The organism is Pontibacter kalidii (assembly GCF_026278245.1).
GTDB classification, from domain to species: Bacteria; Bacteroidota; Bacteroidia; order Cytophagales; family Hymenobacteraceae; genus Pontibacter; species Pontibacter kalidii.
On record NZ_CP111079.1, the window covers coordinates 4639128 to 4659427 of the forward strand.

The 20300-nt window shown below is 52.1% G+C and carries 20 protein-coding genes; 14 read left to right on the forward strand and 6 right to left on the reverse strand.

Annotation, left to right across the window (positions count from 1 at the left end):
• Nucleotides 1-6: 6 nt before the first annotated feature.
• Nucleotides 7-1557 carry a SusD/RagB family nutrient-binding outer membrane lipoprotein gene (locus tag OH144_RS19525; protein WP_266203941.1) on the forward strand — a complete coding sequence of 517 codons (1551 nt, stop codon included), beginning with the start codon at nucleotides 7-9 and terminating at the stop codon, nucleotides 1555-1557.
• A gap of 19 nt (nucleotides 1558-1576) precedes the next feature.
• Nucleotides 1577-2455, forward strand: a complete 879-nt coding sequence (locus OH144_RS19530; protein WP_266203942.1) for a DUF1735 domain-containing protein — start codon at nucleotides 1577-1579, stop codon at nucleotides 2453-2455.
• Nucleotides 2456-2655: 200 nt separating this feature from the next.
• Here OH144_RS19530 and OH144_RS19535 read toward each other — a convergent pair whose 3' ends face one another.
• Both OH144_RS19535 and OH144_RS19540 read right to left on the reverse strand, forming a co-directional pair.
• A complete protein-coding gene (locus OH144_RS19535; protein WP_266203943.1) occupies nucleotides 2656-3450 on the reverse strand; it encodes a phosphatase PAP2 family protein in 795 nt (264 codons plus the stop codon).
• 3 nt (nucleotides 3451-3453) lie between these two features.
• Entirely contained in the window at nucleotides 3454-4257 is an 804-nt protein-coding gene (locus OH144_RS19540) for a phosphatase PAP2 family protein (protein ID WP_266203944.1), read from the reverse strand.
• 259 nt (nucleotides 4258-4516) lie between these two features.
• Between OH144_RS19540 and metK the strand changes: the two genes are divergently transcribed.
• Nucleotides 4517-5821 (forward strand): methionine adenosyltransferase, encoded by a 1305-nt coding sequence (metK, locus tag OH144_RS19545; RefSeq protein ID WP_266203945.1) that lies wholly within the window; start codon nucleotides 4517-4519, stop codon nucleotides 5819-5821.
• A gap of 89 nt (nucleotides 5822-5910) precedes the next feature.
• Here the strand turns inward: metK and hpf are convergent, their stop codons facing one another.
• The 4 genes from hpf to OH144_RS19565 all read right to left on the reverse strand — a co-directional run bounded on the left by hpf (nucleotide 5911) and on the right by OH144_RS19565 (nucleotide 8673).
• Nucleotides 5911-6210, reverse strand: a complete 300-nt coding sequence (hpf, locus tag OH144_RS19550) for a ribosome hibernation-promoting factor, HPF/YfiA family (RefSeq protein WP_266203946.1) — start codon at nucleotides 6208-6210, stop codon at nucleotides 5911-5913.
• Between the two features lie 27 nt (nucleotides 6211-6237).
• Nucleotides 6238-7116, reverse strand: coding sequence for a tyrosine-type recombinase/integrase (locus tag OH144_RS19555; RefSeq protein WP_266203947.1), 879 nt, complete (start codon nucleotides 7114-7116; stop codon nucleotides 6238-6240).
• Between the two features lie 72 nt (nucleotides 7117-7188).
• Entirely contained in the window at nucleotides 7189-7383 is a 195-nt protein-coding gene (rpsU, locus tag OH144_RS19560; RefSeq protein WP_266203948.1) for a 30S ribosomal protein S21, read from the reverse strand.
• A 150-nt stretch (nucleotides 7384-7533) separates the two neighbouring features.
• Nucleotides 7534-8673: an acyl-CoA dehydrogenase gene (locus OH144_RS19565; RefSeq protein ID WP_266203949.1), complete on the reverse strand. Its 1140-nt coding sequence runs from the start codon at nucleotides 8671-8673 to the stop codon at nucleotides 7534-7536.
• A gap of 258 nt (nucleotides 8674-8931) precedes the next feature.
• Here OH144_RS19565 and OH144_RS19570 point away from each other — a divergent pair, with 258 nt between their 5' ends.
• The 11 genes from OH144_RS19570 (at nucleotide 8932) to OH144_RS19620 (ending at nucleotide 20300) form a co-directional block, all read left to right on the forward strand.
• Nucleotides 8932-9669: a tyrosine-protein phosphatase gene (locus tag OH144_RS19570; protein ID WP_266203950.1), complete on the forward strand. Its 738-nt coding sequence runs from the start codon at nucleotides 8932-8934 to the stop codon at nucleotides 9667-9669.
• 36 nt (nucleotides 9670-9705) lie between these two features.
• Entirely contained in the window at nucleotides 9706-10698 is a 993-nt protein-coding gene (locus tag OH144_RS19575) for an NAD-dependent epimerase/dehydratase family protein (protein WP_266203951.1), read from the forward strand.
• 64 nt (nucleotides 10699-10762) lie between these two features.
• Nucleotides 10763-12160 (forward strand): tetratricopeptide repeat protein, encoded by a 1398-nt coding sequence (locus OH144_RS19580; RefSeq protein WP_266203952.1) that lies wholly within the window; start codon nucleotides 10763-10765, stop codon nucleotides 12158-12160.
• A 6-nt stretch (nucleotides 12161-12166) separates the two neighbouring features.
• Entirely contained in the window at nucleotides 12167-12949 is a 783-nt protein-coding gene (locus tag OH144_RS19585) for a phosphosulfolactate synthase (RefSeq protein ID WP_266203953.1), read from the forward strand.
• Between the two features lie 97 nt (nucleotides 12950-13046).
• On the forward strand, nucleotides 13047-14000 hold the full coding sequence (locus tag OH144_RS19590) for a DUF368 domain-containing protein (RefSeq protein WP_266203954.1): 954 nt from the start codon (nucleotides 13047-13049) through the stop codon (nucleotides 13998-14000).
• An 18-nt stretch (nucleotides 14001-14018) separates the two neighbouring features.
• On the forward strand, nucleotides 14019-14753 hold the full coding sequence (locus tag OH144_RS19595; protein ID WP_266203955.1) for a shikimate dehydrogenase family protein: 735 nt from the start codon (nucleotides 14019-14021) through the stop codon (nucleotides 14751-14753).
• 103 nt (nucleotides 14754-14856) lie between these two features.
• A complete protein-coding gene (locus OH144_RS19600; protein WP_266203956.1) occupies nucleotides 14857-15243 on the forward strand; it encodes a YkvA family protein in 387 nt (128 codons plus the stop codon).
• Nucleotides 15244-15671: 428 nt separating this feature from the next.
• Nucleotides 15672-16250: an RNA polymerase sigma factor gene (locus tag OH144_RS19605; protein ID WP_266203957.1), complete on the forward strand. Its 579-nt coding sequence runs from the start codon at nucleotides 15672-15674 to the stop codon at nucleotides 16248-16250.
• A complete protein-coding gene (locus OH144_RS19610) occupies nucleotides 16234-17904 on the forward strand; it encodes a porin family protein (RefSeq protein ID WP_266203958.1) in 1671 nt (556 codons plus the stop codon). Before OH144_RS19605 ends, OH144_RS19610 begins: the two co-directional genes overlap by 17 nt.
• Before the next feature lie 267 nt (nucleotides 17905-18171).
• Nucleotides 18172-18552, forward strand: coding sequence for a hypothetical protein (locus OH144_RS19615; RefSeq protein WP_266203959.1), 381 nt, complete (start codon nucleotides 18172-18174; stop codon nucleotides 18550-18552).
• A gap of 377 nt (nucleotides 18553-18929) precedes the next feature.
• A complete protein-coding gene (locus tag OH144_RS19620; protein WP_266203960.1) occupies nucleotides 18930-20300 on the forward strand; it encodes a DUF4270 family protein in 1371 nt (456 codons plus the stop codon).

The following is a 20300-nucleotide window of genomic DNA, read 5'->3' on the forward strand; positions in this document are numbered from 1 at the left end:
ATTATCATGAAGAAAATATCAAGTCTACTTGCACTAAGTATGATGGCTTTCTCTTTATTCTCATGTGAGAGCTATCTGGATATAAATGAGAACCCCAATCAGGCCACATCATCATCTGCCCAGCAGGTATTGCCTAATGCCTTAACATCTACTGCAGCCACTATCGTTAGTTATCATGATTATGGCGCACAGGTTGCAGGGTATCAGGCTAACGCCTATGGCTGGGGTGGACAAGGGCCAGAGCTAACCTATAACTACACAACTACGAACTGGACAACGCTTTGGAGTAGAGCCTATGATAATCTTACGGATTATGACTACATAGAAAGAACTACTAAGGCCGATGAAGCAATGGCGTACTATAATGCTATCGCTAAAATCATGAAGGCGCATAATTTCCAGTTATTAGTAGATCAGTATGGCGATATTCCTTACAAAGAAGCCTTGAATGGAGGAGATAATATAACGCCTGCTTATGAAAAAGCAGAAAATATCTACCAGGACTTAGTTGTTCAGCTAGACTCAGCTGTGTACATCATTAATAACTCAGAGAATGCTAATGCTGTAGCCTCTGGCGATGTTATGTTTAAAGGTGATATGGATCAGTGGATAGCATTTGCAAACACATTGAAATTGAGAATGCTGTTGCGTATGTCTGGTGTGGCAGAGCTTTCTTCTTTTGTTAATGAGCGTTTTGCTACTTTTGGCTCTAATCCAGCCTTTCTTACTCAGGATGCTATAGTTCAGCCGGGATACACTACTAGCGGGAATAAGAAAAACCCGATGTGGATGATGTATCATACAGATGCTGCTGGATCAGCAGCTCAGAATGGGCGTGCTCGTATTGCTACAGATTTTATCCTGGATTTTTATAATGGTAGAATCAGTGATACTTTCAGAGGAACAGTAACATATAATAGTTTCCCTAATACAGCGAGTAACCAGCTGGGTGTAACTGGTGAGGACATAGATGAGGCTCCAAGTGGTAGCGTTTGGTATACAAGTGCTAATGAAGCAGGAATACTTAAAAGTGCTACAATGGGGCAGCCAATTCTTCTTGCCTCAGAAAGCTATTTTCTGCAAGCCGAAGCTTTCTTAAAAGGATACCTCGCAGGAAATGCTGAGGCAGCCTATGAAGAGGGAGTGGAGGAGTCTTTCACGTACCTTTATAAAAATGCAGCAGGAACTGTTATAGCCAGCCTTAACCCTGCAGCAGATGCAGCAAAGTATTTTGCAGCTAATGAGGGGAGCCGCCTTGTTGACTTTGAGGCTGCAGGTACTGAAACTGAAAAGTTGGAAGCTATCATCACTCAGAAGTATATAGCCTTAAACTTTATCCATGGTCATGAAGCATGGAGTGAATTTAGGAGAACAGGATACCCTACTATAACATCTTCTTCTACATTTGCCTCTACTCAGTCAACTTCTACAAGACCAGACAGGCTGCCAGTAAGGTTACTCTATCCAAATACAGAGTATCAGTATAACCAAAACAATGTTCCAAGCGGAGGAAGTGTTAATCAGTTTACTACAAACATCTTCTGGGATCTAGATTAACAGTATTAATTGTATAAAGATGAAAAAGATATTAAACTATATTACTATACTGCTGGCTGTTACAGGGCTAACATCGTGTTTGGATGAAGATCCAATATTCAACCCGGATGACTCCACTAATATCATTGAGATTAAAAGTGGAGGCGGCGCCATTCAGTCTCCTGTTACAGCGCCGAACCCTGTCTATATCAATACTTTTGTTAGCGACCTGCAAGAGGCAATCGTTCCTGTTACTATAAGCTATTCTGGTGCAGGCACTGCTCCGAAAGATATTACAGTAAATATTGCCATAGACCCGGAGGTGCTGGGCAGCTACAATGCATGGTATAATGAGTCTGAGGATCCTAAAAATGAAGAGGAGGATCATGATCGTTACATAATGTTGCCTGAGGCTGTGTATGAGATACCCACTACGACTGTTACTATTCCTGCTGGTCAGCGTGAGGTAATTCTTAATGTAAAAGTTAATCCGAGCCTTCTGGATTTTGATAATGAGTATGCTCTGCCTTTTAAAATAGTAGAGTCAAACTATGGTGTAGTTAGCGGTAACTTCAACACAGCAGTTGTTGCAGTAGGGCTCAAGAACCCATGGGATGGTGTCTATACGAACACGTATAGTGGGTCGCTCGGATCAGGTACTAATGAAATAGAACTAGTAACAACTGGACCATATTCCGTAAAAATGATACCTGGTTTAATAGGTGTTTATAGTAACGAATGGTTTATGAATGTTGACCCAAATACTAATAAAGTTACTATAGAGATGAATACTTTATTACCAGTTGCTACTGATCCATCGAGCTATTATGATCCTGAAACCAAAACATTTTATCTAAAGTGGACATCAAATGGTGGAGGGAGAACTTTCGAGCAAACACTTGTGAGAAAAGCTGACTAACAAGTATGTTCTTAGAGTCCTTAAGAGCAAATGATGTTGAGCAATATTTATCAATATCATTAGGTAGCTATAACAAGAGATACTTTAAGAGCCTTATTAGTAAGTAATAGTGTATATCCCATAACTTATGATGGGTAACGTTACTTCTCCTATTGCACAAAAGGCCACCCACTCGGGTGGCCTTTTTTTGTGCAAGACACTCAGAATCGATACACCACCGCCATCCCATCATACCAACCATTGCTCTCCGGCACCAACGAGAAGCGGGAGTCAACCCTGTGCAGTTCCGGCACCAAAATGCCGATGCCTGTACCTATGGCGTAGCCAACAAGGTTGTCGCTTAGGAAATGCTTGCCGGCTTTGATGCGTAAGTAGCCCACGGTGGCTGGAACTGTGGCAGCAGCGGCCCAAATGTAGGGGCGGGCGGGGGAGTCAGGGTTAAAGTCGTGGTATACTTTGGCTATAAAGAACGTCGCAGCAGCGGTGGCGGCGGTGTGGCCCGCATAGAAGGAGTTGGTTGCCTGTTTGTCTGTCTTGGTCCCAACAGGCGCGTTGATGGCGTATACGTAAGGCCGTTTTCGTCTGGTAAGGCCAGCCGTCATGCTGTATATGCCTCCCGCTATAGATAGTGCCTGGCCGTAGAGCAGGTACACCTGTGGGGCATTCTGCTTCACGTCGTCATCCAGCAGCAACAGGAGCGGAGCCAGAAGGGAGCCGTAAAAGGGAAAGTCGCTTATGGTTTCGGCGCTGGCGCTGTAGTTGCCTGCCGCAAACCGGTCAAAGCCGTTCACATCATACTTGGATAGAGTAGCGACATCCGCAGGGGTAAGCCTTTCCTTTTTCTCAATAAGTATGTTTCCTGCCACTGTGGCTCCTATAGCCCCAACCGTGACACCGCCATCGCGAAGCCAGTCTGTTTTATAGGGAGAGCCGGTGGCGGCTTGGCCCCGGGCAAAGCAGGGCAACAGGACCAGGAGCCACAGCAGCAGTTTCATGCCCTAGAAAGTATACGTCATCAGCGCCCCGTTAAAATACTTCCCGGAAACCGGCATCAGGCTGATGTTGCGCTTGTTCGTCTTTTTGTGCAGCTGCGGCACCAGGATGCCGGCGGCGGCGCCCATGCCATAGCCCAGCAAGTTATCGCTCAGGAAGTGCTTGCCGGCTTTCAGGCGCAGGTACCCGACAGCGGCCGGCACGGCGGCGGCGGCGGCCCATACATAAGGTCGGGCGGGGGAGTCCGGGTTAAAGTCGTGGAAGATCTTGGCGGCGAAGAACGTGGCGCTGGCAGTGGCGGCAGTGTGGCCGGCGTAAAACGAATTAAGTGCGTTCGCATCATTCTTGTCTGAGATATCCACCTCATTACTATAAACGAGCGGGCGCGCGCGCTCCACGTTGCCGTTCGTCATCGTGAAAAAGGCACCTGTTACAGCCATTGTCTCCACATACAGCACCAGTACCTGGCCTGCTTTATTGCCCACGTTCTTGTTAAGCAGCATCAGGAATGGGGTTGCAAAAGAGCCATAAAATGGAAAATCGCTAATCTTTTTGGCGCTCTCTGAATCATAGCCTGCCGAAAAACGGTCAAAGCCGTTAACATCTTTTTTACTCAATGCCATAATCTCTTCTTCGCTCATGCCGCTCTTGTCCTGCATCAGCGACAGGCCATAGGCGCTCAGGCCCATACCGGCAGCAATTATGGGGGCATCCACCTTGAAACTCGTTTTATAGGGGGAGTCGTCTTGTGCTGAGGCGCTGCCCGTTAGAAGGGTTAGTATGCAGAATACAGAAAGTATATGTTTCATAGAGGATTATTTCAAGTGTTTTATTTAGAGTAAATGAACGGGGCGCCATTTTAAAAGGTTGTGCCCCGGCTCCTGCTGCGCCACGGTTTGGTGGTGACGCCAAAGTATACTTTAGCCCGCAACCTTTTGCCTGTAAAACGTTACAAGCAACTGTGCAGGCCTGATATTCAGTTTCAAGTATGGCAGATTTGTCTTAGCTTTGTACCCGCTGCCAAAGGGGGCAGCCGGTTTATACTTTGTACCTAAACCCAAAGGAAAAATGCCTTATTTATTTACATCTGAGTCTGTGTCAGAAGGACACCCGGATAAAGTGGCTGATCAGATTTCGGATGCTCTTCTGGATGAGTTCCTGAAGCAGGACCCGCAGTCTAAAGTTGCCTGTGAGACCTTGGTAACCACAGGCCTGGTGGTGCTGAGCGGAGAAGTGAAGACAGAAGCTTACGTAGACGTGCAGAAGGTCGCCCGCGAGGTGATCAAGCGTATTGGCTACACGAAATCAGAATATATGTTCGACGCGGATGCCTGCGGCGTTATCTCCGCCATCCACGAGCAGTCTGCCGATATTAACCAGGGCGTGGAGCGTGCCAATCCGGAAGACCAGGGTGCTGGTGACCAGGGGATGATGTTCGGCTATGCCACCGACGAGACAGATAACTATATGCCGCTTGCGCTGAGCATCTCGCACCTGCTGCTGCAGGAGCTCGCTGCCATCCGCAAAGAAGGCAAGGAGATGACCTACTTGCGTCCGGATGCCAAGTCTCAGGTAACGATCCGCTACAGCGATAACCACGTGCCTGAGAAGATCGATACGATCGTGATCTCAACGCAGCACGATGAATTTGTGCAGGCAGACGACAAGAGCACCGAAGCCAGGAACCAGGCAGAGCGCCAAATGGTGGAGAAGATCAAAGAGGATGTGGACAGCATTCTAATCCCGCGCGTGCTCAAGCAACTGCCGGAGCGCATCCAGAAACTGTTCAACTCTGACATCATCTACCACATCAACCCAACCGGTAAATTTGTGATTGGTGGCCCGCACGGCGATACAGGCTTGACGGGTCGCAAGATCATTGTAGACACCTACGGCGGTAAGGGAGCGCACGGTGGTGGCGCCTTCTCGGGCAAGGATTCCTCTAAAGTGGATCGCTCGGCGGCCTATGCCGCACGCCACATCGCCAAGAACCTGGTAGCAGCCGGCGTGGCCAGCCAGGCGCTGGTGCAGGTGGCTTACGCCATCGGGGTAGCCAAACCGGTGGGCCTGTATGTTACCACCTATGGCTCCACCAAGGCGAAAGACGCCAGCGGAAACACCATGAGCGACGGCGAGATAGCTGAGAAGGTGAATAAGCTGTTTGATATGCGCCCTTATGCCATCGTACAGCGCTTTGGTTTGCAGAACCCGATCTTCTCCGAAACGGCCGCTTACGGCCACATGGGCAGAACACCAGGAAAAAAATCGGTGGAAACCTCTGTGAAAGGCAAGAAAGAAACTAGAGAGTTCGAGACCTTTACCTGGGAGAAGCTTGATTACGTGGATAGGATCAAAGCAGAGTTTGGCCTGTAGCCAAGTCGTTTAGACCAGCTCTTACATAAAAACAGCGGGGCCTGCTATACTTTAGCAGGCCCCGCTGTTTTTATACTTTAGACGTTAGGCTAGTGAGCCATTTGCTTTTCCTTAAAGCGCTTTAGCTGGCGTCGCATGGCCTCTACGGCAGCATCGGCGGCAGCTTCAAAGGACGGGGCATCCTCCTGGGAGAACAGCGTAGAGCCTGGAACAAACAGCTTGATCTCTACGGTCTTGTTGGCTATGCCTTCTTTGTTATTATGTTTAAGAAACACTTCGCCTTCCACAATGCGATCATAAAAAGTTTCGAGCTTGTCTACTTTCTGTTGAACGAAATCAGCAAGTTGCTGGTCTGCCTCGAAGTGGATGGAATGCATCTGTAGTTTCATATGCTTTACATTTAAAAGTTAAACTGATTATGCTTTTGGGTGAGCCTTCTCAAAAATGGATTTGAGTTGCTCGATGGAATTGTGTGTGTAAACCTGAGTGGCCGCCAGGCTGGCATGCCCCAGTAGATCTTTGATCGCGTTAAGATCGGCTCCCTTGTTGAGTAAGTGAGTGGCGAAGGAGTGTCGCAGAACGTGTGGGCTGTTGTGTTCAGAGGTGGTGATCAAGCTGATATATTTTTTTACGACACGATAAACGAACTTCGGGTAAAGGGGCCTTGCTTTATTAGTAACGAGCAATTTTACCGAATTGTTATCACCAAAAAAATGACTTTTCTCAGTTTGGTAGGCATCCAGCGCCAGCAGCAGCGAGTCGTTCAGGGGCACAATTCGCTCCTTGTTGCCCTTGCCCAGAACGCGTACTGTTTTGGCGCCTAGGGTGATGTCAGCAGGCTCAATATTGATCAGCTCGGCAAGGCGTATGCCGGTGCCATAGAGGAACTCCAGGATGAGCCGGTCGCGCTGACCCTCAAAGGTATCCTCAAAGGTAAAGGTGTCGAGCAGGTTGTTGAATGGCTCCTCCTGCACAAAGGCGGGAAGCTTTTTGCTGGCCTTTGGCGCTTTGATGCGCAGCATGGGGTTGGCTTTGATGCGCTCCTGTGCCAGTAAAAACCTGTAGTAGGAGCGGAGGCAGGCAATCTTCCGGTTGATGGAGCGCGGCTTGATGTTGTTCTGCACCAGCGTCAGTATCCAGGAACGGATAATGGTGTGGTCGGCCTCGGCGGCATCGGTGATCTGGTATACTTCACGCAGGTAACCGGCGAATTGGCCCAGATCGGTGTGATAAGAGGTAAGGGTGTGCGGGCTGTACCGCTTTTCGTACTGCAGGTACTTGAAAAATAAATCCATACATTCGTATACCCTGCTGGGTGAGGCAGGGTATACGAATGTATGGAAAAATAAAGTATCTAGCTAGAGATACTAGTAGTTTTGGTCTACAAACATTTGCTGCTTGTACACGGCTCTCTCCTTTTGCTTTCTCTTGGCAACAGAAGGCTTCTCGAAGTACGCTCTTGAGCGCAGTTCTTTCAAAACACCAGTTCTCTCAAATTTCTTCTTGAATCTCTTCAGAGCACGGTCTACAGACTCGTTATCTTTTACGTTTACAATAATCATATTTTTCCTCGCTTCTCTTTGGATTTAGGGTTGCAAATTTAAACAATCTTATACTTAATAATCAACTTGTTTGCTAAATATTTATCAAACAGCCTTGTTTTAGCCAGGAAAGCAGGGGAAAAGCCCTTAATTAGCCTCTCCCACGGCTTTTTACTTTAACATGGCCCTGGATATAACAAGCTTCTGTATCTCGCTGGTTCCTTCACCTATGGTGCAAAGCTTTGCGTCGCGGTAGTACTTCTCAGCCGGGTAGTCTTTGGTAAAGCCATAGCCGCCAAAGATCTGCACCGCCTCGTTGGCTACCCTTACCGATACTTCGGAGGCATACAGCTTGGCCATGGCCGATTCCTTGTTCACGTTCAGCCCACGGTTTTTCATGTCGGCGGCCTGGTAGGTGAGCAAAGAGGCCGCCTCTACCTCGGTGGCCATGTCGGCCAGCTTAAAGGCAATGCCCTGGAAGCTGGAGATAGGCTTGTTGAACTGGTGGCGCTCTTTCGAGTAAGCCAGCGCGGCATCCAATGCGCCCTGCGCAATGCCCAGCGAAAGTGCAGCAATCGAGATACGGCCGCCATCGAGCACCTTCATCGCCTGAACGAAGCCATCGCCCACCTCACCCAGGATCTGGTCTTTGTGCACGCGGCAGTCTTGGAAGATAAGCTCCGTGGTCTCAGAGGCACGCATGCCCAGTTTGTCTTCCTTGCGGCCGGCGCTAAAGCCCTCGGTGCCTTTCTCGATCACGAAAGCGGTCATGCCATGGGAGTCGCCTACCTCGCCAGTGCGCACGATCACCACCGCCACATTGCCCGACTTGCCGTGCGTGATAAAGTTCTTGGCGCCGTTGATCACCCAGTAGTCGCCGTCCTGCACCGCCACGGTGCGCATGTTGCCCGCGTCTGAGCCCGTGTTTGGCTCCGTCAGGCCCCAGGCCCCGATCCACTCGGCGGTGGCTAGCTTAGGCAGGTACTTTCTTTTCTGCTCCTCGTTGCCGAAAGCCAGGATGTGGCCGGTGCAAAGCGAGTTATGCGCGGCCATAGAAAGGCCGATGGAGCCATCGATCTTGGAAAGTTCCGCGATGGCCGTAACGTACTCCAGGTAACCAAAGCCTGAGCCGCCATACTCTGCTGGCACGAGCACCCCCATCAGCCCCAGCTCTCCGAGTTTTTTAAATACCTCTACCGGAAACTCCTGAGACTCGTCCCACTCCCGCATTTTAGGCTTGATGTGCTTGGCGCCAAAGTCACGGACCATGTCCGCAATCATGCGCTGGTTTTCTGTTGTTTTTAATTCCATGTATAGTTTTGGGTTGTTAATTAAGGTGATGCGTAGCTTGTATAACGGTTTTGCCCTATCCGTTGTTTACAAAGCTATATAAATAAGGGCGGAGCAACAATCATCTATATAGATTTAATCGTATGTAATAGAGCCGACTGCATGGCGGTAGCTTTATTTTGACCGTGATTTTAATTTCTGTTATTTTGAGGATTGTTTTGCTGTGCTGCCCTTTGCAGCAGGGCCACAGGAATCGGTTTGGGTAAGATGATACAGTTTTTGAAGAACCTGTTTGGAGGGAATGAGCCTGCGCTGGAGGTCTCGCTTGGCGAGCTTGGCGCGGATATGCATTCGCACATTCTTCCGGGCATAGACGACGGCTCCGAAAGCCTGGCGCAGTCGCTGGAACTCGTGCAGGGGATGAAGGAGCTGGGCTACCGCAAACTGATCATGACGCCGCACATCATGAGCGACTTCTACAAAAACACGCCGGAGATTATTCGCGAGAAGCTGCAGCTGCTGCGGCAGGCGGTAAAAGAGGCGGGTATAGAGATAGAGCTGGACTGCGCGGCGGAGTATTACCTGGACGAGGGCCTGCTCGATAAGCTCGACAACGATGAGGAGCTGCTGACCTTCGGCAAGAACTATCTCTTGTTCGAGACATCGTTCCTGAATGAGCCCCTGAACCTGCGGGAGACGATCTTTAAGATGCGCTCCAAGGGGTACCAGCCCGTGCTGGCGCACCCGGAGCGGTACACGTATTTCTATGGCAAGTTCGAGGAACTGGTGGCACTACGGGAGCATGGCGTGCTGTTTCAGCCCAACCTCAACTCGTTGGTCGGCTACTACTCCCCCGGTGCCAGGGATGTGGCCGAGCGGTTGGTAGAGCAGGGCTTAGTTGATTTTCTGGGCACCGACACCCATGGCATGAAGCATATCGCCACTTTGCACAAGGTGCTCGGTTCTAAGTACCTGGTTAAGGCACTGGCCTTGCCGCTGCGCAACAGGCAGCTCTAATTTTACCTCATTTCATACGCTATACTTCCACAAACCATGGTATTTGTAACGGGCGGCAGTGGCCTGATCGGCAGTTTTCTGATTCCGGAGCTCTTGCAGCGCGGGCACCAGGTAAAGGCGCTTTACCGCAACCAAATACCCGCTGTGGCCGGTGCAGACCAGGTGCAGTGGGTGGAGGGCGATATCCTGGACCCGGCCCTGCTGCGCGAGGCGCTGGTGGGTGTGAAGTATGTTTTCCATAGTGCCGGCTTGGTGTCGTACGCGCCGCAGGACGGAGAATTGCTGAAACAGGTGAACATAGAGGGCACCGCCAACCTGGTGGATGCCTGCCTGGAGGCCGGAGGTATAAAGCTCTGCCACGTGAGCTCGATCGCGGCGGTTGGCCGGCCCAAAAACACGGAGGTGCTCAACGAGGACGCCAAGTGGGACCCTGCGGCAGAGGTATCGGCTTATGCCAGCTCCAAGTACTTTGGGGAACTGGAAGTATGGCGCGGCGTGGCCGAGGGGTTGGATGCCGTTATCGTGAACCCCTCGATTATACTTGGCCCCGCCGACTGGAGCCGCAGCAGCACTCAACTGTTCCGGTACGTGTACAACGAACGCCCCTTTTATACCGCTGGCGAGGCCAACTTCGTGGATGTGCGCGATGTGGTGGAGGCTATGCTGCGCCTCGCCTTCTCGGACTTATCCGGGGAAAGGTTTATCCTGAATGCGGAGCGGGTGAGCTACAAGAATTTTTTTGAGAAGGCGGCAGCCTGCTTCGGCAAGAGAGCGCCAGGCATGAGAGTGCCGTCGGCGCTGGCAGAAGTGGTGTGGCGGCTGGAGCATGCCCGCGCCTGGCTTACGGGCGCCCGCCCGCTCATCACCAAAGACACGGCCCGGGTATCCCGGAAAACCCACTTCTTCAGCAACGATAAGCTGCGGAAGGCGATCGGGTTTGAGTTCAGACCTGTTTCAGAGTCAGTGAATTGGGTTTGCCGGGAGTTGCAGGGGCAAATGAGCGCTGGCAGTCTGCAAGGGGGTAAATAAACTATTTGCAGTGTTATAATGTAGTAAGAAAAAGGCTGTTTGCGCAGCTTGTTGGATACCGGAGATGAAAGAAAACTTTGACGAACACAGCGAGGAGCTGGAACTGATACAGCGTTACGAGCGCATGCTCGGCAACAACGAAGCGGCTTTCTTCGACCTCACCGATTTTGAGTATATCATAGATCATTATACCGCAAACTTTGAATACAAGAAGGCGCTGGCGGCCTGTAACTCGGCCCTGGTGCAGTACCCGTTCTCTACGGAGCTGCAGATAGACAAGGCGCAGCTGCTGGCCATGTCGGGTAGCTTCGAGGAGGCCCTTGTGCTGATTAATAAAGTGGCGGAGGTGGAGCCCGAGAACGCGGATGTGCAGCTGACGCGCGGTATTATCTATACCCAACGGGGGGAATTCCGCGATGCCATCGACTATTTTAAGAAGGCGCTGGCTTACGCTGATGACCGCGACGATATATACTTCAACATTGCCCTGGCCTACCAGACCTGGGGCAAGCTGTCGTCGGCGGTGAAGTATTACAAGAAATGCGTGGAGCTGAACCCCGAGAACGAGGCAGCTATGCAGGAGATACTCTACTGCCTGGATGTGACCAATACCGTGAGCGAGAATGTACCCTTCTTCCAGAAGTTTGTGGACGACGAGCCCTACTCGTATGTGGCCTGGTTTAACCTGGGCAACGTGTACAATAAGATGGGCGCCTACGATAAGGCCATTGCCGCCTACGACTACGCCACCATCATCCGCCCGGACTTTATCACGGCCTACAACAACATGGCCAACGCCCTGGTATACATGGGCGAGTATACCAAGGCCATCGAGGCCTTCAACGCCATGATCGAGCATGGGGAGCCGAACGCTGAGATCTACTGTAACATTGGCGAGTGCTATGAGAAAATGCAGCAATGGGACCTCTCGCGGCGCTACTACCAGAAGTCCGTGGACCTGGACCCGGAGATGGACGAAGCCTGGTTCGGCATCGGTGTCATACTGGATGCACAGGGAAAGTGGTACGAGGCAGTGCACTTCTTCAAGAAAGCCGTGGAGCTGTACGACGACAGCGCCGATTACTGGGTGGCCCTGGCCGGTGCCGAATATCACGTAGGCCATGTGGTGTCGGCGCTGGAGAGCTATGAGCGGGCATCCGAGATCCGGCCCGACGATAAGAATATCTACCTGAACTGGTCGGTTATACTTTATGAGCAGGGCAATTTTGAGGAGGCCACCGACATCATACTCAACGCCATAGAGCTGCAGCCAAAGGAGGCGGAGCTATACTATAGAGCCTGCGCCTACATGCTTTCTGCAGGAAAATACCGCGAAGCTTATAATTATCTGGAAAATGCGTTAATTTTGGACTTCGACAAGCACAGGCTGCTATTCGAGTTCTTTCCCGAGCTGGAGTCGCAGCGCGCATTAGCCCGATTAATAGATCAGTACCGCAAATAAAATCAGATGAATTATACCCTTAAGAGCATTCCGGAGCGCGCGGCCAAGCCCCGTGAGCGTGGATTTACCATGGCCATGGACAAAGGCCTGAGCGTACGGGAGGTGGAGGACTTCCTGGAGGTAGCCGGAGAGTACGTAGATATTGTAAAACTGGGCTGGGCCACGTCTTTCGTTACGCCTAACCTTACCAAGAAGCTGGATGTCTACAGGGCTGCCGGTATCCCAACCTATTTCGGAGGTACCTTGTTTGAGGCGTTCATCGCCCGCAATCAGTTCGAGGACTACCGCCGGGTGCTGGACAAGTACCAAATGACGTTTGCCGAGGTATCGGATGGCTCGCTGGATATGCCGCACGACGAAAAGTGCGCGTACATCGCCAAACTGGCAGAGCAGGTAACGGTGCTGTCGGAGGTGGGCTCCAAGGATGCCGAGAAGATCATTCCGCCCTACATGTGGATCAGGCTGATGAAGGCGGAACTGGAGGCCGGCGCCTGGAAGGTGATCGGGGAGGCCCGCGAGGGAGGTAATGTAGGCCTGTTCCGCTCTACCGGCGAGGTGCGTAGCGGCCTGGTGGAGGAGATCCTGACGCAGGTGCCTTTCGAGAAGATCTTGTGGGAGGCCCCGCAGAAGGCGCAGCAGGTATGGTTTATCAAACTGTTGGGCGCCAACGTGAACTTGGGTAACATTGCGCCAAGCGAAGTTATTCCGCTGGAGACGATCCGCCTGGGCCTGCGTGGCGACACGTTCGACCACTTCCTGAACATGGAAAAGGCAGGACAGAAGATATAAAGTATAAAATTGAAAGTATAAATTGCCCGTCGGTGTGGCCGCACGGGCAATTTTTTGTCTTATAGGATGCTACACCAAGTATAGCTGAATCAATTTTATGGAAAGAAGATCGCTGAAAGAGTATTTGTTGCTGTTCTCCAAAGGCATGGGCATGGGTGCTGCCGATGTGGTGCCCGGCGTCTCAGGCGGAACCATTGCCTTTATCACCGGCATCTACGAGGAGTTGTTGGGCTCCATTCGCTCTGTAAACGGGCAGGCCCTGAAGCTGCTGTTGCGCTTCGACCTGAAAGGGTTCTGGAAGCACATCAACGGGAACTTCCTGGTGGTGCTGCTGGCAGGAATCGGGGTGTCTTTCGCTTCCCTCTCAAGGCTGATTTTATACTTGCTAGAGTTTCACGCAGAGATGCTGTGGGCCTTTTTCTTTGGGCTGATCGTAGCCTCTGCTGTGGTGGTGGCCAAAAAGATTACCCGCTGGACCCTGGGCGTGGTGCTGGCCGGGCTGCTTGGCATTGCCATAGCCTATTATATCACGGTGGCCACCCCGGCGCAAACGCCGGAGGCGTACTGGTTTGTGTTTTTGTCCGGTGCCATTGCTATCTGTGCTATGATTCTGCCGGGAATATCGGGTAGCTTTATACTTGTGCTGCTGGCTAAGTATGAGTACATCATGCTGGCGCTCAAGGATCTGAAGATAAGTATTATCCTTACGTTTGGGCTTGGCTGCGTTACCGGCATCCTTACTTTCTCGCATGTGCTGAACTGGATGCTCAGGAAGTACCATAACGTCACGGTGGCGTTGCTCACGGGCTTCATGGTCGGCTCCCTGAACAAGGTATGGCCCTGGAAACAAACGCTAGAAACCTACACCGACCGTCATGGCGAGGTGAAACCGCTGGTGCAGGAGAATGTGCTGCCAACCAATTATGAGGCTATAACCGGTCATGATGCATACTTACTCTACGGTGCTCTGCTGGCCATTTTCGGGTTCCTGATGGTATACTTGCTGGACCGCTTCTCCAACGATACCGCTACCCAGCAGGTGCGGGTGTAACTCTCAAGTATAAATTATATGCGCAAATTCGGGCTCATTGGTAAAAAGCTTGGCCATTCCTTCTCCAAAAAATACTTTACCGAGAAGTATGAGCGGGAAGGCATAACTGACGCCGTTTATGGGCTGTACGAGCTGCCCGGGGTGCAAGCGCTTCCGGGGCTGTTGCAGCAGGAGCCGGAGCTGGTGGGCCTGAACGTAACGGTGCCCTACAAAGAGCAGGTAATCCCGTTGCTGGATGAGCTGGATGAGGCTGCCGCCGCCATCGGCGCCGTGAACACGATTAAGATAAGCGGCGGGCGCACCAAAGGGTATAACACCGACTATATCGGCTTCAGGAATTCCCTGGAGGAGTTTTATCCGGAGCAGGAGCGGGGGCAGGCGCTGGTGCTGGGCACAGGCGGTGCAGCCAAGGCCGTGTGGGCCGCGCTGGACGCGCTGGGCATCCCGTACCTGCGTGTTTCCAGGAAAGAGGCGGAGGGGCAGCTGAGCTACGCACAGCTAACGCCGGAGCTGCTGCTCAGCTATAACCTTGTCATCAACACTACGCCGCTGGGCATGTACCCCCACGTGCAGGAGCAGCCGCCGCTGCCGTATGAGCACATCACCGCCGGGCACTATTGCTACGATTTGGTGTACAATCCCATCCAAACGCTTTTTCTGCAGAGTTGCGCCGCCCAGGGGGCCAGCACACTCAACGGTTTGCCCATGCTGCACCTGCAGGCGGAAGCCGCCTGGGATATTTGGAATTCTTAATATTTAATATTACAATTGTCAAGGGTATAAAAAAGGCCGGGACAGTGCAACTTTACCCGGTGTTATATGCGTTTAAGTAGTACGAGCTCTTAAACCCTACTGCATGACGCAACTATACACCCTAAAACAAAAAGCACATTCGTTACATACTGATATCTACGCCCTGTACCTGGCTTACCGCGACAGCCGCGTGAGGTGGTATGTACAGGTGCTCCTGGCGGTTTCCATCGCCTACGCGGTTAGCCCGATTGACCTGTTGCCTGACCTGGTTCCGGTTTTCGGTTACCTGGATGATGTGGTGATTGTGGCGCTGGGCTTGTCGGTTTCGTACAGGCTGCTGCCCAAGGCGGTGCTGCAGGAGGCGAGGCTGCAGGCGTATGAGGAAATGGGGCAGTCCGTTCTGGCGATAAAGGCCATCAGTTATGCCTGGCTACTGCTGCTGACATTGCTCGGCATACTTTTTTACAAGTTCCTGCATCTACCCTATTAAGGTATATAAGATCTTTTGAGCGAGGTTTAAGATGATTTACAACTACTAAAATGCTTGCTGCGAAAGAAGAAAGCCTCCCGCCCGGGAGGCTTTACTTTTTTAGGGGGTTTATACTTCGTGTGATCTGTGATTCTTTTGCTCTCTTCTTTTGGATGAGTAGCCGTTTATACTTTCATTCGTTGTCCTGCTAAAACTTCCCGCTTAAAGTATAAACGCACTTTCTGGACCCTGTCTGGTACTTAAATCAGTAAACTTTAAAATAATCATAGCAGGTGCAGCTGTTGCTGCTATGGTATTTTCCTATCTTTACTCGCAGAAGCGGGTCTTTCCCAGAGGCTTGGCCCCTTCCTGAAAATATTTTTTGCCTGCTTGCAACCTTAAGTGCCTGGCAGGAATCATAGTATAAACAAACGTAAAGCAGGCGGCATTTGAAGCTTTTTACCAAACCAAAGTCAGATGAGGAGAGGCTCATAGAAGGGTGCATCGCGGGCAAGCGCGACATGCAGCGCCTGCTCTATGACCTTTATGCTAAAAAGATGATGGTGGTGTGCCTGCGTTACGCTCCCACTACCTTCGAAGCCGAGGATATCATGCAGGATGCCTTTATCAAGGTGTTCAACCATATCCAAAACTTTAAGAAGGACTGCCCGCTGGAGTTCTGGATCCGCCGCATCATGGTGAACACCGCCCTGAAGCACCTGCGCAGCAAGCAACTGCTCACCGTGTCGCATGAGGCGGAGGAGGTGGCCAACATCAGCTCCGGGGATATGAGCCTGAGCGACTATACCATGGACGAGCTCCTGGGCATGATACAGAGTCTGGCACCCCGCTACCGGATGGTATTTAACCTCTACGCGATAGAGGGCTACAACCACAAGGAGATCGGCGAGATGCTGGGCATATCGGAGGGAACTTCAAAATCACAATATTCGCGCGCCAGGGCCATACTGCAGAGTATGCTGCTGCGCCAGGAAGAAAAACTTAAGGAACATGTCATCAGCAACTAACAATAAGCGCGGAGGGCTGGAGGAGGAGTTCCGCCGCCGCATGCAGGACGCTGAGGCTTCTCCGTCCGCAGACCTTTGGGCCCGCATAGACCACAGCCTGACCGTGCAGGAAAACGGGCAGTACAAGCGGGGAATGCTTTTTTACAGGCAGCTGGCAGCCGCTTGCGTGACGCTGCTGCTGATAGCGGGTGGTTTTGCCGCCTACTATTTTGGCGGCCCTGCCGTGGCGCCTGTGGCCCAGGTGGAGCAGCCAAACCGAACTTTCGCCGCCGTACAACCTGCCAGGGAAGAAGCCGCTGCTACCAACGAAGCCATTGCCGCCGCCATGCAGGAGCCAGCATCAATAGAGCCTAAAGCCTTAGCGAGCCAAATTATAGCCAGGGCCGCAAAAGCTGGCAAAGAGCCAGTGGCTGCAAGTATAAAGTCAGAGACTACTGCCAACATCACTGCCGTTGCCACTACTACAGCCGCTACCCCCGACCCTGGCGCCTGGCATAGCGTGCCGGCCGGCAAGTACGGCATGGCCCCTCAGAACGCGCGGGGAGGCCGCGAAAGTATGGATGCCCGTAGTATGTTCTCCAGGCTCGAAAGTATGAGCCGGGTGTTTACAGAGCGCCCAAGCGGTGCTTCCAGGTTTGTTGCTGGCGGAGCGCCTGCCCTCGCCGGAGCGTCACATGAGGCTCCGGAAGATTTCAGGACACTGAACGAGATCGTGATGAACCGCATGAAGCAGCTGAAGGCAGAGCAGGAGGCGGTGCAGCAGATGTATAAATCAGAGAAAAAAGCACTGGCTACCGCTGCTGCCGATACAGAAAAAGAGAATACATCTGCTGGGAGATGGTCTTTGGGGATGGCCTATGCACCGAGCTACTTTGAGCAAAACATCGGCATCCCTTCCCAGATGATGGGTCCCATGAACAGCTTTGCTTCGTTTGCCCCCGCCACAGCCATGCAGCAGTCGGCCCGCATGATGGACGAGGCCCGCGAGGAGCATGAGGAGGAAGTGGAACCCGGCTTCTCATTCGGCATAGAGGCCAAGGCGGGCTTTAGGCTGGGCAAAAAATGGAAATTGCTGAGCGGCTTGGGCTTTACACAAAACACCGCCCGCTCCAAATCCAGCTACGTGATACAGCAGTTCTGGCGCAGGCCGGGCACAGAGCAGGCCGAGTCGCCGGGGGCCACCACGATCTTTGTGCCGTCGCTTAGCAGCAACTACGCCTCCGACTCGCTTAGCGTGGCCAAAACCGACGAGTTTAACGTGCTGTACCGCTACCGCCACCTTACCGTGCCGGTGGGCGTGCAGTACGAGGGCAACCTGGGCAAAGACTGGTTCTGGTTTGCCGGCGGTGGCGTAGCGGCCAACATCCTGCTCCAGACGTCTATCCTGGCCTCTGCCGCCGAGGTGCGCGATACGGACTACGAACTCAACGACGACAACTCCCCGTTCCGTAAGCTGCAGTGGTCTGGCAACGTAACTGCCGGTGTGGGCAAGCGCCTTTCCAACAACCTGTCCATTGCCATCGGGCCGGAGTACAGGGGATACTTCGATACGATGCTTTCTTCGCCGGAGAAGGCGCAGGCGCCGCAGGGCAAGCCCTACACCATGGGCTTCAACATGGCCCTGAACTACGACATAGGACCGGGCCGCAGATAGCCGATTATTTTTCCGGTAGCTTGCAACGCGCAGGTATACTTTGGGGTCATAAAAGTATAGAAGACAAAAGCCTGCTGCCTATGAAACCACTGCTGAACCTGATGGAGCTATGCGCTTTTGCGGCGCGCGAAAACCTATATGGGTGGTACCTGCTGTTGGCGCTGCTGCTCTTTACCGTACTATAAATCCGCTGCCATCTTCTAAGCTATGAACAAAGCCTGCAGCTGCCAGGCAGGTCAATACCCTTAAATACCACCATCAGTAACCATGAAAACCCTAGGCTGCATCACCATACTATACCTTTGCCTTGCCCTGCTGGCTTCGGGCTGTTCCAAAACAGCACCCGTGCCAGCCTGCACTACCGCAGAGGTTGTGGCTCAGGACTGCCAGCCTGGCTGGTTCATACTTAAGCTGGAGGATAACTCGGAGGAGGTGGCCGGCAAGAGCGGTGCTTATGTGGGGCAGTTGCACGGTGGCTTTGTTACCACCCATAACCTGCCTGAACAGTACCGGGAGGTAGGTGCAAAAGTAAGCCTGCGCCTGGAACTAAGCGGCTCGGATGGCCCCCGCTGCACAGCCAACTACATGATGTACCCAGCCGTGAAGGTGGTGGACGTGTGCGGAAAGCCGGAGAGCGCGCAGCTATAAAAGTGAATTGTTAAGTGTAATGTGATTGATTAACTAAGGTGAGCGAATACAGAAGGCCTGCATGGCGGGCCTTTTGTTTGCCTCACGCCCAGGCCAAACGCTATTCTCTGCCGGTGCCGGTCTCCATGCCTCATGCGGTGCAATAATCTAAGGGGTTTGCAGTTTACAGAAGGTAATATCTTTCTGTTGAAGAAAATATAGTGTTATATTTGAGGCTGAATTAATTGTGGCTTTGTAGCTATAAATTAGTAAAGAATCTATACACGATGTTTCTCTTCATAATCGTTTGAGGTAAGCTTGCAAAAGCCACCACATTAGTTTGAGGAAAACCTGTTTTTCACGGTCATTATATGTTATTTCCCGCAACAAAATCTCTTTTGAAGAAAAAGTTCAATTACCTGTTTTACTGCCTGGGCGCGGTGCTGCTGCTGTCCTCCTGCGAGGACCCGAACGAGCTGGGCCTGGCGCTGGTAGAAGATAATGTGTCCGGCACGTTTACGGATACGCTGACCATTAACCTGTCCACGGTGATGGTGGATTCTATTGCCACTTCCGGAACAGGAAACATGGTGGTGGGGCAGTATACCACGCCGCAAACCGGCACCCTGCACGCCGCTACCTACTTCCAGATAGGTCCTGGGGGTTCGCTGGCCGCACCGGCAGCGGAAGCCACCTACGACTCGCTGAAGCTGTTCCTGCCTACATCAGGATATTATTATGGTGATACCACGCAGGCTGTAACCTATAGCATACACGAGTTAAGCTCTACGCTCGCAGCGCGTGCGCTGCCGCCAACCATCCCGAATGAGGAGCCGAGTTCATACTTCTACCAGAACCCCGCGCTTTACAACAAAACCAACGTAGCGGTGAAACCGGAGCCGATTGGAACGCATACTTTTGCGCCAAGACCGGTTAGAAAAGATACGCTGGTCATAGACCTGAGCGACGAACTGGGCCAGCAGTGGTTCGACCTGCAAAAGGCCGGTGATGATAAACTGAAGGATAACGCCAACTTCACCGCATTCTTTAAGGGCCTGGGCATCACTGCCACCAGCGGGAATGCCGTGCTTGGCTTCCCGGCGGCGGGCGCTTTGGTTACCCTTTACTATTCCGAGCCATCTGCCTCGGGCGGAGCCAGAACCGTTAAGATGTATACTTTCCCGCTGATCAACTCCAACCTGCAGTTTAACAAGCTAGACGGTGATTTCACGGGCAGCCCACTGGAGGGCCTGCAGGAGAGCGGAGAGCTGCCAGCCAGCCAGACAAACGAAATCAGCGTGGCACAGGCCGGCACCGGCCTGATGATCAAGCTGGAGATACCACACCTGGATAAGCTGAAAGAGAAGGTGAAGCCGGAGTTCATCAATAAGGTCACCCTGGTGGTGGAGCCGTTCAGAGGCGCTACGACGGTATACCCTTTCCCGGTGCCGTCATCAATGGGCCTGTACGAAACCGGCATGAGTGGTTTGCTGTACTCGCCGCTGGTGACAGAGTATAATCCAGACGGCCTTCTGCTGACCTCGAACTTCATCAAGTCCAGCGAAACGGCGACAGACGGGCGTTACGAATTCTCAGTTACCGAGTTCTTTATCAATAAGCTGAAGACGGATTACCGCACCAACCTGCCGCTCTACCTGGCCCCAGCTGCATCTGAGTTCAAGAACGGCGTCAGCCGCCTGGTGGTGGGTGCCCAGAACCCGGCCATCAAAAACGTACGCCTCCGCATCTACTATACTACTATCCAATAA